A 14,187-nucleotide genomic window follows, 5' to 3' on the forward strand; every position below is an offset into this window, starting at 1 on the left:
GGCAAGCCCGCTCCCACAGGCCTCACGCTGACCTCAAGTGCAGTGTAATGGCTGTGGGAGCGGGCTTGCCCGCGAAGAGGCCGGCACTGTCTCAGCTGAAGCTGGCGAAATGCGCCTGCATCCGCCCTGCATCCGCCTCGCGCCCACTGAACAATTCAAACGCTTTCACCGCCTGGAACACCGCCATGTTGCTGCCATCCAGCGTCTGGCAGCCCAAGGCCCGTGCGGCCCGCAGCAGTTCGGTCTGCAGCGGGAAGCAGATGATCTCTGCCACCCACAGCCGCGCATGCAGCAGTTCTACCGGCAGTGGCGTCCCGGGCAATTTGGCCATGCCGACCGGCGTGGTATTGACCAACCCGTCCGCCTCGACGAGCTCACCTGCCAAGTCCGTTCCGAGCACAGCGCGACCCGCGCCGAAATGGTCGTTGAGATTGTCGACCAGCGCCTGGGCACGCGCCGCATCCACTTCGAACAGCACCAGCCGCTCGATCCCTTCACCCAACAAAGCGTGGGCCACTGCCGAACCGGCACCACCCGCGCCCATCTGCACCACCCGGCGCCGAGCCACATCAGGCAGGCCACGGCGCAGGCCCTCGGCAAAGCCGAGGCAGTCGGTGTTATGGCCCACGCGCTTGCCGTCCTTGAGCACTACGGTGTTCACAGCGCCGATCCCTCTGGCCTCATCGGACAGTTCGTCAAGCAGTGGCAGGATCGCCTGCTTGAACGGGTAGGTGATATTGAGCCCGGTAAAGCCGGTGTGCTGGGCGGCGTCCAGTAACTGAGCCAAGGCGCTGTCGTCCAGTTGCAACTGATCGGCATCGATCAGGCGATAGAGGTAACGCAGGGCTTGGGCATCGCCTTCGTGTTCGTGCAGGGCAGGGGTGCGCGACAGCTGGATGCCGCGGCCAATCAGGCCGGCAAGAATGGCTGGCTGAGTCATGCGGCCTGCTCCCGGAACCGTTCAGCGAAGTGGCTCAGGGCCATGCGATAACCCTGGCTGCCCAGGCCGCAGATCACACCCACGGCGATCGACGAGACAAACGACAGGTGGCGGAACGGCTCGCGCTTGTGCACGTTGGACAGGTGGACTTCGATCACCGGCAGTTCGCAGGCCACCAACGCGTCGCGAATGGCAACCGAGGTGTGGGTCCAGGCACCTGGGTTAATGACGACACCGCTGCAGCGGCCACGGGCAGCGTGGATCCAGTCGATAAGTTCGCCTTCGTGGTTGGTCTGGCGGAATTCGATATCAAGGCCGAGCGCTTGCGCGGTGTCGGCGCAGCTCTGGGCGAGGTCGGCAAGGGTTTCGTGACCGTACTGGGTGGGCTCGCGGGTCCCCAGCATATTCAGGTTAGGGCCGTTGAGCACGAGGATAAGGGGCTTCATGGCGGGCATCGCTTTGTTGTTGTTGGATGCGCTTATGTTTGTACCACCTGGTTAGTTTCGTCAATTGGACAAGCCGCCGCATGCGGGATAGTGGGCGATTATCGAACTTGATTACAGAATTGTAATGTTGACGCCACCGCCTCGATATCCCGCCCTCCCTACAGTCCCTCGCCACCGCTTGCCGACGAGGACTTCCGAAGTGCCCACCCCCCGCAAGATCGTCATGCTCTGCCTGTTGCTGGCGGCCAGCGCCAGTGCCCAGGCTGAGCAGGGCCCAAGCCTGCCCGAAGCGCTCGCCGCTGCCTTTGCCAACAATCCCGAACTGGCGGCCGCCGGCCGCGAGATCGGCATTGCCGAGGGCGAGCGCCGCCAGGCCGGGCTGATCCCCAATCCTGAACTGTCCTGGGAAGTCGAGGACACTCGCCGCGACACCAGCACCACCACCGTCACCCTCAGTCAACCCTTGGAGTTGGGTGGCAAGCGCGCTGCCCGCATCGCCGTCGCGGGCGGTGGCCAGGTCATCGCCCAGCTCGAACTGGAGCGCCAACGCAATGCCTTGCGCGCCGATGTGGTTCAGGCTTTCCACGCCGCCCTGCGCGCGCAGACTGCAGTGGAACTGGCGCAGCAGTCGCAGGCGCTGACCGAGCGCGGCTTGCGCGTGGCACAAGGGCGCGTCAGCGCGGGCCAGTCGTCCCCGGTGGAGGCCACCCGCGCCCAGGTGCAACTGGCCCAGGCGCAAGCCGAAGTGCGTCGCGCCGAAACCCAGCAGGTGGTGGCTCACCAAACCTTGGCACGGTTGACCGGTAGCCCTTTGGCGACATTTGACCGACTGCCTTCTGGCGAGCTGTCACCAGGCGCGGCGCCCGCTACCGATGCCCTGCTCGACAAGATCGAACACACCGCCGACTGGCGTCTGGCAGCCGCCCAGATCGAGCGCGGCGAGGCCTCGTTGGGCTCGGAGAAAGCCCAGCGCATTCCCAACCTGACCGTCAGTGTCGGCAGCCAGTACAGCCGCGAGGACCGCGAACGGGTCAACGTGGTGGGCCTGTCCATGCCCCTTCCGCTGTTCGACCGCAACCAGGGCAACGTGCTGGTTGCGGCACGCCGCGCCGACCAGGCACGTGACCTGCGCAATGCCGTCGAATTGCGCCTGCGCAGCGAAACCCGCAGCGCCGTCAACCAATGGCGCACGGCAATGCAGGAGGTGGATGCCTATGACCGCGCCATCCTGCCGTCGGCGCAGCAGGCCGTAGATACCGCCACCCGTGGTTTCGAGATGGGCAAGTTCGCCTTCCTCGATGTCCTCGATGCCCAGCGCACGCTGATCGAGGCGCGCGGGCTTTACCTCGACGCACTGGCCACGGCGACCGATGCCCGCGCGCAAGTCGAGCGCCTCTACGGCGACCTTGACGGTTTGAACCCATTATCGAGCAGCAGGAGCACCCATGAATAATCCCCGCAAGTTAGCCCTCCTGGCTGCCGCCATCGCCGTGCTCGGCCTCGGCGGCTTGGCCTGGACCGGCAACCTTGGCCAGGCCAGCAGTGGTGAGGTGCATCACGACGAGCATGGTGAGGGCGGCCACAGCCACGGTGAAGCAGGCGGTGATGGGCACGAACAGGAAGAAGGCCAGTTGCACCTGACCGCTGACCAGATCAAGGCCGCCGGCATCCAGCTGGCCACCGCCGCGCCGCGCGAGCTGGGCACCGCCATCAGCTTCCCCGGAGAGATCCGGTTCGATGAAGACCGCACCGCGCACGTGGTGCCGCGCGTACCCGGTGTGGTCGAGGCGGTGCACGCCGACCTCGGCCAGGCGGTCAAGCGCGGCCAGGTTCTGGCGGTGATCGCCAGCCAGCAGATTTCCGACCTGCGCAGCGAGCAGCAGGCGGCCCAGCGCCGCCTCGAACTGGCGCGCCTGACCTTCCAGCGCGAGCAGCAGTTGTGGCAGGAACGCATCAGTGCCGAACAGGACTACCAGCAGGCCCGCCAGGCCCTGCAGGAGGCTGAAATCGCCTTGGCCAATGCCCGGCAGAAGGTCGCCGCGGTCGGCCCGGCTGGTGCGGGCAACCGTTACGAACTGCGGGCGCCGTTCGACGCGGTGGTGGTGGAAAAGCACCTGACGGTGGGCGAAGTGGTGAGTGAGACCAGCAATGCATTCACCCTCTCTGACCTGAGCCGGGTCTGGGCCACGTTCGCCGTGGCCCCGCGCGATCTGGCCAAGGTCACCACCGGGCGCAGCGTCACCGTCAGTGCTCCGGACCTGGATGCCGAGGTCGAGGGCAAGGTCAATTATGTCGGCAGCCTGCTGGGCGAGCAGAACCGCGCTGCCACCGTCCGCGCCACCCTGGCCAACCCCAACGGCGCCTGGCGCCCTGGGCTGTTCGTCAACATCGCGGTCAGTGTCGAGCACTTCAACGCCGCCGTGGTGGTGCCCGAAAGCGCCCTGCAGACCTGGGAAGACCAGACCGTGGTGTTCGCCCGTACCGAAGAAGGCTTCGAGGCACGCCCGGTGAAGGCGGGCCGGCGTGATGCGGGCCAGGTGGAAATTACCGAAGGCCTGGCCGCTGGAGCCCAAGTGGCTGCTGCTGGCAGCTTCGTCCTCAAATCGGAGCTCGGCAAGGGCTCCGCCGAGCACAGTCATTGATCACGGGGACGCTTGCATGTTCGAACGCCTGATCCAATTCGCCATCGAGCAGCGCCTGGTGGTGATGCTCGCCGTGGTGCTGATGGCCGCCGTGGGTGTCCACAGTTACCAGAAGCTGCCCATCGACGCAGTGCCCGACATCACCAACGTCCAGGTGCAGATCAACACCGCCGCCCCTGGTTACTCACCACTGGAAACCGAGCAGCGCATCACCTTCGCCATCGAAACGGCCATGGCTGGCCTGCCGGGACTAAAGCAGACCCGCTCGTTGTCGCGCTCGGGCCTGTCCCAGGTGACGGTAATCTTCGACGATGGCACTGATCTCTTCTTTGCCCGGCAACTGGTCAACGAACGTCTGCAGGTGGCCCGCGCGCAATTGCCCGACGGTATCGAGGCCGGCATGGGGCCGATCTCCACGGGCCTTGGCGAGATCTTCCTGTGGACGGTCGAAGCGCAGGAGGGCGCGCTCAAGGACGACGGCACGCCGTACACCGCCACCGACTTGCGGGTGATCCAGGACTGGATCATCAAGCCGCAGCTGCGCAATGTGCCGGGGGTGGCTGAAGTCAACAGCATCGGCGGCCACGCCAAGCAGTACCTCATTGCCCCTGAGCCCAAACGCCTGGCGGCCTACAAGCTTACCCTCAACGACCTGATCGCGGCCCTGGAACGCAACAACGCCAACGTCGGCGCGGGTTATGTCGAGCGCAACGGTGAGCAGCTGCTGATCCGCGCACCGGGGCAGTTGGCGTCGGCTGAGGATATCGCCAATATCGTCATCTCCAGCGCCGATGGTACGCCGATCCGCGTCAGCCATGTCGCCCAGGTCGGCTTGGGCCAAGAACTGCGCTCTGGCGCGGCCACCGATAACGGCCGCGAAGTGGTGCTGGGCACGGTGTTCATGCTGATCGGCGAAAACAGCCGCACGGTGTCCCAGGCCGTTGCGGCCAAGCTCGTCGAAATCAACCGCAACCTGCCCAAGGGTGTGGTCGCGGTGACGGTGTATGACCGTACCCATTTGGTCGAGAAGGCCATCGCCACGGTCAAGAAGAACCTGATCGAGGGCGCGATTCTGGTGATCGCCGTCCTGTTCCTGTTCCTGGGCAATATCCGCGCCGCGTTGATCACGGCCATGGTGATACCGCTGTCGATGCTGTTCACCTTCACCGGTATGTTCAGCAACAAAGTCAGTGCCAACCTCATGAGCCTCGGTGCGTTGGACTTCGGCATCATCGTCGACGGCGCCGTGGTGATCGTCGAGAACGCCATCCGCCGCCTGGCCCACGCCCAGCAGCGCCATGGCCGCATGCTGACCCGCGCCGAGCGCTTCCACGAGGTCTTCGCCGCCGCCCGCGAAGCTCGCCGGCCGTTGATCTATGGCCAATTGATCATCATGGTGGTGTACCTGCCGATCTTTGCCCTGACCGGGGTCGAGGGCAAGATGTTCCACCCCATGGCCTTTACTGTGGTGATGGCGTTGCTCGGTGCCATGATCCTCTCGGTGACCTTCGTGCCGGCGGCCATTGCGCTGTTCGTCACCGGCAAGGTCAAGGAGGAAGAGGGCGTGGTGATGCGCACCGCGCGCAAGCGCTATGCCCCGGTGCTGGCCTGGGTACTGCGCCGCCATAGGCTTGCCTTTGCAGGCGCAACGCTGCTGGTGCTGTTGTCGGCAGGTATGGCCAGCCGCATGGGCAGCGAGTTCATCCCCAGCCTCAGCGAGGGTGACTTTGCCTTGCAGGCCTTGCGCGTGCCGGGTACCAGCCTGTCGCAGTCGGTGGACATGCAGCAGCGCCTGGAGCGGGCGATCATCGCCAAGGTGCCCGAAGTGCAGCGGGTGTTCGCCCGCACTGGCACTGCCGAGATCGCCTCCGACCCGATGCCGCCGAACATCTCCGATGCCTACGTGATGCTGCACCCGCGCGAGCAATGGGCAGACCCGGACAAGCCGCGCGAGGCACTGATCGCCGAGGTGCAACGCGCCGCCGCCAGCGTGCCAGGCAGCAACTACGAGATGTCGCAGCCGATCCAGCTGCGCTTCAACGAGCTGATCTCCGGCGTGCGCAGCGACGTGGCGGTAAAGGTGTTCGGTGACGACATGGACGTGCTCAACCGCACCGCCGCGCAAATCGCCAGCAGCCTGCAGCAGGTGCCGGGCGCTTCGGAAGTGAAGGTCGAGCAGACCACTGGCCTGCCGGTGCTGACCATCGACATCGACCGCGACAAGGCCGCCCGCCATGGCCTGAACGTGGGCGATGTGCAGGACGCCATTGCCATTGCCGTGGGCGGGCGCACGGCAGGCACGCTGTACGAAGGCGATCGCCGCTTCGACATGGTGGTGCGCCTTGCCGAAACCTTGCGCACCGATGTCGATGGCTTGTCCAGTCTGCTGATTCCGGTGCCGGCGAACGCGGCAGGCGGCGCTGCCCAGATCGGGTTTATCCCCCTTTCGCAGGTCGCGACACTGAACCTGCAACTGGGGCCGAACCAAGTGAGCCGAGAAGACGGCAAACGCGTGGTGGTGGTCAGTGCCAACGTGCGCGGGCGTGACCTGGGCTCGTTCGTCAAAGAAGCCGAGCAGACCCTGCTGCAACAAGTGCAGGTGCCGCCAGGTTACTGGACCCGTTGGGGTGGCCAGTTCGAACAGCTGCAGTCGGCGGCCGAGCGCCTACAGGTGGTGGTGCCGGTGGCGTTGCTGCTGGTGATGGGCTTGCTGCTGATGATGTTCAACAACCTCAGGGATGGCCTGCTGGTATTCACCGGTATTCCCTTTGCCTTGACCGGTGGCGTGCTGGCGCTGTGGCTGCGGGACATTCCCTTGTCGATTTCGGCGGGGGTGGGCTTTATCGCGCTTTCCGGTGTTGCGGTGCTCAACGGGTTGGTGATGATTGCCTTCATCCGCAGCTTGCGCGAAGAAGGGCGCAGCCTGCGCGTGGCAGTTGAGGAAGGTGCGTTGACGCGATTGCGGCCGGTGCTGATGACCGCGTTAGTGGCATCGCTCGGGTTTATCCCGATGGCGCTGGCCACGGGTACCGGGGCTGAGGTGCAACGGCCGCTGGCCACCGTGGTGATTGGTGGGATTCTGTCATCGACGGCGCTGACCTTGCTGGTGTTGCCAGCGCTGTATCAGTGGGCGTATCGGCGGGAGGAGGCTGACGAAGGTTGAGAGTGTTTTTCTGGACTGCATAACCTGTGGGAGGGGCTTCAGCCGCGAAGCAAACGACGCGCTGGATGGCACCGGCTTAGCCGGTGTTCGCGGCTAAAGCCGCGCCCACAGCGGCCCAGAAAACTCAAACGGTGCTGCGTGCGGCCTGCTGCCCAGAATCCCCAGCTGGTTCTTCATGCAACGAAATCCGCGAAGTCTCCGGCAACGCCAACCCCCCGACCAACGCCACCAAGGCAATCACCACCAGGTAAAACGCCGGCGCCAGGCTGCTGCCGGTCTGTCCGATCAGCCAGGTCGCCACCAACGGCGCAGTACCGCCAAACAGGGTGTAGGCCACGTTGTAGGTAATCGCCGACGCTGTATAGCGCGTACGGGTCGGGAAACTCTCCGACAGCAGCGCCGCCGTCACCACCCCACTGCACAACGCCCCCACCGCCAACAGGATCACCCCCAACAGCGCGCCGGACATCGAGCCGGAACTGGCCAGCCAATAGGCCGGGAACACGCAGACCATCACCCAAAGGCAGGTAAACCCAATGGTCTTGCGCCGCCCGACCCGATCCGAAAACGCTCCGGCCAGCGGGCAACCGATGGCAGCGAACAGCAGCGCCACGGTGGTCACCAGCAGCGACTGCGCGCGGGTCAGGTTGCCGACCAGTTGCAGGTAGGTGGCGAAGTAGGTGGTGAACATGTAGAACGACAGCGCCGTGAGCGAGATGAACGCCCCCAGGTTGCGAATGGCCCGTCCATGGTTGCGCAGGGTGTCCTTGAGCGGTGAATGCTCATGCACCTTGCCCTGGGCGATGGCTTGACGGAACGCCGGTGTTTCTTCCATGCGCCAGCGCAGGTACAGCCCCACCAGGCCCAACGGCGCCGCGATCAGGAACGGGATGCGCCAGCCCCAGGCCGCCATCGCCTCGGCCGACAGGCTCGCTTCCAGGCCGTAGGCGATCACTGCCGCGCAGGCGAAGGCCGAGAAGGTCGAAACCGGCACGAAGCTGCCGTAGAAGGCACGCCTGTTGCGCGGCGCATGTTCCATCAGGTAGGCACAGGCTCCGGCATATTCTCCACCGGCCGAGAACCCCTGCAGGCAGCGCGCCAGGGTCAGCAGCGCCGGGGCGGCGAGGCCAATGCTGGCGTAGGTCGGCAGCAGGCCGATCAGCGTGGTGGAGCCGGCCATCAACAGGATGGTCAGCGACAGGATGCGTTTGCGCCCGAGCCGGTCACCCAGCGCGCCGAATACGATACCGCCCAGTGGCCGCAAGGCGAAGGCCACAGCGAACACTGCAAAGGTCTTTAGCAAGGCCACGCTAGGATCACCGCTGGCAAAGAACTGGCTGGCGATGAGAGTGGCGAGAAAACCGTAGACGGCAAAGTCGAACCATTCGACGAAGTTGCCGATGGCCGAGGCGGCGATGACCCGGCGCAGGGTGGCGGGAGATACCTCATAAGTTGCGGACATGTGGGAACGCTCCGGTTTCCAAAGGCAGCCTGGAGGAAAGTGAGGCGGTCGGGGCCGCATCATCGTTGTTGTTACCGGCAGTAGACCGGTGTGGGTGAGCGGATGCTTCGTCGAGGGCGACACTGAGATATCTGTTTTGACCACGTCGGCCGCTTCGCGGGCATACCCGCTCCCAGAGATAACGCCGTCGACCGAGGCAATGGATTAAAGTCTGGGTCTACCGTCTTTCGCAGGAGCCTATCCATGGCCCAGAACATCTACGACAACCCCGCCTTCTTCGCTGGCTACAGCCAGCTCCCCCGGCAGATGATGGGCCTTGACGGTGCGCCGGAGTGGCCGGCAATCCGCGCCATGCTTCCCGACCTGCGCGACAAACGTGTGGTCGACCTGGGCTGCGGCTTCGGTTGGGCCTCGCGCTGGATGCGTGAGCAGGGTGCCGCGTCGGTGCTGGCCCTGGACCTGTCGCAGAACATGATCGAACGTGCCCGCCGCGATACCTGCGACCCGGCCATCGAGTACCGCATCGCCGATCTCGACAGCCTGCAGTTGCCAGCCGCTGCCTATGATCTGGCCTATAGCGCACTTACCTTCCACTATGTCGAAGACTTCGCCCGTCTTGTCGCGACCCTGGCACAGTCATTGGCACCCGGCGGCCGCCTGGTATTTACTATCGAGCACCCGATCTATATGGCTGCTGCGCAACCGCAGTGGGCCAAGGACGCGCACGGCCGTCTGAGCTGGCCGGTCAATGGATACTCAGTGGAAGGCGAACGGCGCACCGACTGGTTCGCCAAAGGTGTGCTCAAACATCACCGCACCCTGGCTACCACGCTCAATACCTTGATCGAGGCGGGCCTGCAGATCAGCCGGGTCGATGAATTCGCGCCCACGCCCGAGCAGATCGCGGCGCTGCCGGCACTGGCTGAAGAGCTGGAGCGGCCGATGCTGCTGCTGGTATCAGCGCGACGCTGAACTGGGCGCGGTAGCGTCAACCTAAGCTCAGGGCCGGTGGACCCGCCACGGGGCGTAGTTCATTTCGCTGTAGCCCGTCGCCAGGCCCTGCGCATCGACATTGAAGCCGGGCAGCTTGCTCAGGTCCAGTGCCATGCAGCGGCTATTCAATTGCGCTTGCAGGTTGCCATCGAGTTTGAAGGCATCTTTGCGCAGTGGATGTGGGTACAACTGCACCAGGCAGCCTTCGACCTTGCCTTGGGCGTTGGCCTGGTAATACAGCGATGCGGTGCCGATGCTGGTCACCGGCTGATCGCGCAGCAGGTGCTGCCAGAAAAAGTCGCGTTGAGCATACGCCTTGCGTCGCAGGGTGTCGGGCGCCTGCTCTGCGCGCGGTAGCACGATGTACAGCGGCGCGAGCACTTCCACGGTGCCGTCTGCTTCGCGAACTGCGGCGGGCGCTACGGGATAGATGGTTTTCCAGCATTGCGCTTCAACCATGCGGGTCAGGGCATTGATGTCCGTTGCCATGACACCGGCCGGTAGCGCCATCTGGTATTTGACTGGCGCGCGCACGGCCTTGCAGCTGGTTGGAGCAGATTGCTGGTCCAGTTTGACTTCGAGCAGCACCGCACCGATCTGCTCGCCCGTATCGGCTGTTGCCATGCTGTGTATAAGCGTTCGTTGCATGTCGTTGATGAAGGTTTGACGCGCTTGTTCATCCTCCTTCGCAACGGGCGCTGACTGGCAGCCGGCCAGGGCGATGAAAGCAGTGGCAAAGAGAGCGGGGGACAGCGATTTGAACACGTCGACTTCCTTGATAAGCTGTAGCCGGGGCTTCATGTACCGGCAGTTGTGATGAGCGCAGATTATCACTGAATGTGGCTTGGGATTTGGACGGTTAAAGGGTAGGGAATTTCTGTCGACTGTGCCGGCCTCTTCGCGGGGCAAGCTCGCTCCCACAAGTTTGCGAGCAACTCGGTATCCGTGGGAGCGGGCTTGCCCGCGAAAGGGCCGGCACAGTCAGCGATCAGAAGCGCATATCCACCGCTACCTCAAACGTCCTCGGCGCACCCATGTAGTACTGCAACCCATACGCCTGCTTGGCGTACACCTCGTCCGTCAGGTTGCGTACCCGCCCGGTGACTGTGGTGTGTTTGTCCAGTCGGTAGCGAGCGAAGGCGCCGAACAGGGCATAGGCCGGCGCCTTCAGTGTGTTGGCGTTATCCGCATACACCGACCCCACATAACGCCCGTCCACCCCCGCCGACCACGCCGGAGTAAAGCTGTAGGTCAGCCACAGGTTAGCGACATTGGCCGGCACATTAACCGGTGCATTGCCCTTACGCGACACCGATACGCCGTTGACCGCCTCATTGAACTCATCGTACTCGGCATCGACATAGGCATAGTTGGCCTCGGCCAACAGCTTAGAGGTGACCTGCATGCGCCCCGATAGCTCGATGCCGCGCGAGGTCTGCTGGCCGGCTTGCACCGTCAGGTTGGGGTTGTTCGAATCGCGCACGGCAAAGTCCTTGCGCACGATCTGGTACAGCGCCACGGTCGCTGCGCCGCGACCTTCGAGGAAGTCGAACTTGCTGCCGACTTCCCATTGCTCGCCTTTGGACAGGTCGAAGAGGCCAACGTTGGAGTAGGTCGCCGCGGCCAGCGAGCCGGCGGGCAAGTCGGCGGAGCTGCTGTATTGCGCGTAGAGGCTGGCTGACGAAGTCAACTCATAGGTCAGGCCGATGCGCCCCGACAGCGGTTCCCAGCGCCGTTGGAAATAGGCGGGGGAGGTGGGCGTGACGGCGCCGTAGTTGGTGACCTGCATGTCCAGGTAGTCGTAACGTAATGCCGTCAGAAGGGCCAGTCGATCGGTAAGCTGCAGACGGTTTTCGGCGAACACGGCGCGGTTGGTCACCTCATGGCGGCGCTGCTTGGTCAGGCCGGCGTTCACGCCCGGAATGTCGTCGAAGCTGCCGGGATCGAAGTGGTCAGGGTCGACCACATCGTTCCAGCTGCCCGAAGTCGGGTACAACGTCTGGCGCATGCGCGAATTGTCCAGGCCCAGCGACCACTGGCTGGCCAGGCCGAACAGCCGGTTGTCGTGGCGCAGTTCGATGCGGTCGCCCAGTACGTTCTGGTCGTGACGTTGCAGGTAGGGGCTGGCGCGCAGCACCTTGCCGTCGCTGGTGTAGCTGTAGCGCTCGACGTTGCGGTAATCGCGCTGAGCGTTGTAGTGGTAGAGGGTGTTCTGCACGCTGGTGCTGTCGCTGATCTGGTAGTCGAGGATCGAGCGCAACCAGCGCACGCGCTGCTCGTATCGACCGTCGGCGACGTTGTAGTTTTCGAAGCGGCGGCTGTTGTCGATCTTCATGGTGCTGCGCCCAGGCAGGATCGGCGAGCCCCAGTAGGGGCTGTCCTCGGTGTCTTCCTGGTACTCCAACGCCAGGGTGTGGGTGAAGCCTGGCGCCAGGTCGCTCAGCAGCGAGAACGCCAGGCTGTCGGTTTGGCGTTCATTGCGGTCGATGTAGCCGTTGCCCCGGCCGTGGCTGTAATCCAGGCGCATGAAGTGGCGAGCGTCGGCCGGATTACTGGCCAGGGCCTGGTTGATGCCGAAGGCCACTTCCGAATCGTCGAAGCTGCCATAGCGGATGCGCCCGTCGAGGATTTGCTGATCGCGGCTGGCGAGCTTGGTGATGTAGTTGATCGAGCCACCGACCGCGCCTGCGCCATGCAGGAACGAGGACGGCCCGCCAATCAGCTCGACCCGGTCCAGCACCCAGGCGTCGATCGGCCGGGTAGCGCTGCTGTAGCCAAGGTTGATGCCGTTGTATAGCTGGGTCACCTGGTTCTGGGTGAAGCCGCGGTAGCTGACGAAACCGCCATAGCCGGGGTTGGCCGAGGCGTTCACGCCGGTCATGGCGTTGATCACGTCCTGGCTGTCCTTGGCACCGCGTTCCTCGATGACGCGGCGGTCGGAAACGCTCACCGACGCGGGTGTTTCGCGGGCGGTCAGGCCCAAGCGCGAGCCGGTGCGGATCGGCTCGTCCAGCTGCACGCCAGAAGGCGCCTCGCGCTGGCCGTCGATGGTGGTGGCGGTGAGTTCAACGGCGGTGTCGTCCGCCCAGGCGTAAGTGCAGGCGCTCATCAGGAGCACCAGAGAGGTATTGCGGAGCATGTTGTTATGTCTTCCACGCAAAGGTCATGGCTGACCACGCGCACGCAGGCAGGCGCGCCGGGTCAGGCGAAATGATCGGCAGCTGCGGGGAAGGCGACGGGGGAGGCGCGGGGGTTGAGGGCAGGGCGTTGATAACGTGGGGGCGGTTGCGCCCAGCTGCGCACGACGATCGGTGAGGTGGCAATGGTGTTCGAGGTAGCGAAGGACCAGCCGCCGCTGCTGAGCGGCACCGCCAGGCCGAACGATGAACACACTGGGCAGTCGAGCTGGGCCATGTGCTGGTCGCCGCCGGCGCCATCCAGGTCGATGGCCACACCGTGCTCACTGTTGATCGAGCAAAAACCACCTTCCAAGCCGGCCAGGCGCAGGCCGCCCATCTGGCCATGATGCAAACCGCACAGCAACAGGCTGAACAGGACGCTGGCATAGAGCGTCCAGGCAGTCAGCGAGCGAGTGTGCCGGGTGATTTTCATGCCGGCGAATCTATCACCCGGATGAACGGTAGGGTAGTCGCGCTCGGCCTACGTGCAGCGCGACAGGTTGTCGCAGGTCAGGCGGCGCGTTCCAGCGCATCCAGCAGGTTGACGAACTCCAGGGCCAGTTTGTGCTTTGGCGCCAGGTGCACCAAGGGCACCGACGCCTGGTGCGATTCGCGCATCTTGATCGAGCTGCTCAGGTACACCGGCAGCACCGGCATGCCCTCGGCGCGCAACTGATCGACCAGGGTCTGGTGCAACGCAGTGCGTCCGGCGAACTGGTTCACCACTACACCTTCCACCTGCAGCGCCGGGTTATGGTCCTGGCGCAGCTCCTCGACCTCGGCCATCACACAGTGCAGCGCCTGGCGCGAGAAGCTGTCGCAGTCGTACGGGATCAGCAGGCGTTGCGCGGCCACCAGTGCGCTGAAAGTGTAGAAATTGAGCGCAGGCGGGGTATCGATATAGATCCGCTCGTAGTCCTCGCCCAGCTCCACCAGCAGCTTGCGCAGCTTGTTGATCTTGAACTTGCTCTCCAGCTTGCTCTGCAGGTCGCTGAGGTCGGGGCTGGCGGTGATCAGGTGCAGGTTGCTGTAGCGGGTTTCGGTGATGGCCACGCGGTGCTTCTTGCCCGAGGCGGTAACCGGCGACAAGGTCTGGCGGAAGAAATCGGCGATGCCGGCGGGGATGGCGTCGTGGGTCAGGCCGGTGAGGTAGTAGGTGGCATTGGCCTGGGGATCGAGGTCGACCAGCAGCGTGCGATAGCCCTCGGCGGCACTGGCTGCGGCCAGGTTGCACGCGATGCTCGATTTGCCGACGCCACCTTTCTGATTGAAAACCACACGACGCATGAGACGCTCATCCATGAAGAAGGGAAATGTCAGGTTGGGGTCAATCCTATGACCGAAAGACGACAGTTTTATGAC

At 64.3% G+C, this 14,187-nt stretch carries 11 protein-coding genes; 4 read left to right on the forward strand and 7 right to left on the reverse strand.

All coding sequences use genetic code 11. From position 1 onward, the window contains the following. Positions 1-91 precede the first annotated feature (91 nt). Both ACZ6YA_RS21340 and aroQ read right to left on the reverse strand, forming a co-directional pair. Entirely contained in the window at positions 92-940 is an 849-nt protein-coding gene (locus ACZ6YA_RS21340) for a shikimate dehydrogenase (RefSeq protein ID WP_465899188.1), read from the reverse strand. Next, positions 937-1,386, reverse strand: a complete 450-nt coding sequence (gene aroQ / locus ACZ6YA_RS21345) for a type II 3-dehydroquinate dehydratase (protein WP_465899189.1) — start codon at positions 1,384-1,386, stop codon at positions 937-939. The genes ACZ6YA_RS21340 and aroQ overlap by 4 nt, the downstream gene beginning before the upstream one ends. A gap of 223 nt (positions 1,387-1,609) precedes the next feature. Between aroQ and ACZ6YA_RS21350 the strand changes: the two genes are divergently transcribed. The 3 genes from ACZ6YA_RS21350 to ACZ6YA_RS21360 are packed head-to-tail and all read left to right on the forward strand — an operon-like array spanning position 1,610 to position 7,191. Then, positions 1,610-2,839 (forward strand): TolC family protein, encoded by a 1,230-nt coding sequence (locus ACZ6YA_RS21350; RefSeq protein WP_465899244.1) that lies wholly within the window; start codon positions 1,610-1,612, stop codon positions 2,837-2,839. Further along, positions 2,832-4,028, forward strand: a complete 1,197-nt coding sequence (locus ACZ6YA_RS21355; RefSeq protein ID WP_465899191.1) for an efflux RND transporter periplasmic adaptor subunit — start codon at positions 2,832-2,834, stop codon at positions 4,026-4,028. Before ACZ6YA_RS21350 ends, ACZ6YA_RS21355 begins: the two co-directional genes overlap by 8 nt. A 16-nt stretch (positions 4,029-4,044) precedes the next feature. Further along, a complete protein-coding gene (locus ACZ6YA_RS21360) occupies positions 4,045-7,191 on the forward strand; it encodes an efflux RND transporter permease subunit (protein WP_465899193.1) in 3,147 nt (1,048 codons plus the stop codon). A gap of 124 nt (positions 7,192-7,315) precedes the next feature. Here the strand turns inward: ACZ6YA_RS21360 and ACZ6YA_RS21365 are convergent, their stop codons facing one another. Next, a complete protein-coding gene (locus ACZ6YA_RS21365; protein ID WP_465899195.1) occupies positions 7,316-8,653 on the reverse strand; it encodes an MFS transporter in 1,338 nt (445 codons plus the stop codon). Positions 8,654-8,896: 243 nt separating this feature from the next. Here ACZ6YA_RS21365 and ACZ6YA_RS21370 point away from each other — a divergent pair, with 243 nt between their 5' ends. After that, complete coding sequence (locus tag ACZ6YA_RS21370; RefSeq protein WP_465899197.1) at positions 8,897-9,625, forward strand: class I SAM-dependent methyltransferase; 729 nt, start codon at positions 8,897-8,899, stop codon at positions 9,623-9,625. Positions 9,626-9,652: 27 nt separating this feature from the next. Here ACZ6YA_RS21370 and ACZ6YA_RS21375 read toward each other — a convergent pair whose 3' ends face one another. From ACZ6YA_RS21375 to ACZ6YA_RS21390, 4 genes are all read right to left on the reverse strand, one after another. Beyond that, the gene (locus tag ACZ6YA_RS21375; RefSeq protein ID WP_465899199.1) at positions 9,653-10,411 is read right to left on the reverse strand and encodes a hypothetical protein; all 759 of its coding nucleotides are present in this window, start codon (positions 10,409-10,411) and stop codon (positions 9,653-9,655) included. Between the two features lie 223 nt (positions 10,412-10,634). Beyond that, complete coding sequence (locus ACZ6YA_RS21380; RefSeq protein ID WP_465899201.1) at positions 10,635-12,785, reverse strand: TonB-dependent receptor; 2,151 nt, start codon at positions 12,783-12,785, stop codon at positions 10,635-10,637. Between the two features lie 62 nt (positions 12,786-12,847). Further along, positions 12,848-13,258, reverse strand: a complete 411-nt coding sequence (locus tag ACZ6YA_RS21385) for a DUF2946 family protein (protein ID WP_465899203.1) — start codon at positions 13,256-13,258, stop codon at positions 12,848-12,850. A gap of 77 nt (positions 13,259-13,335) precedes the next feature. Next, positions 13,336-14,112, reverse strand: a complete 777-nt coding sequence (locus ACZ6YA_RS21390; protein ID WP_465899204.1) for a ParA family protein — start codon at positions 14,110-14,112, stop codon at positions 13,336-13,338. Positions 14,113-14,187 lie beyond the last annotated feature (75 nt).

Source organism: Pseudomonas sp. NPDC090752, from assembly GCF_055584805.1.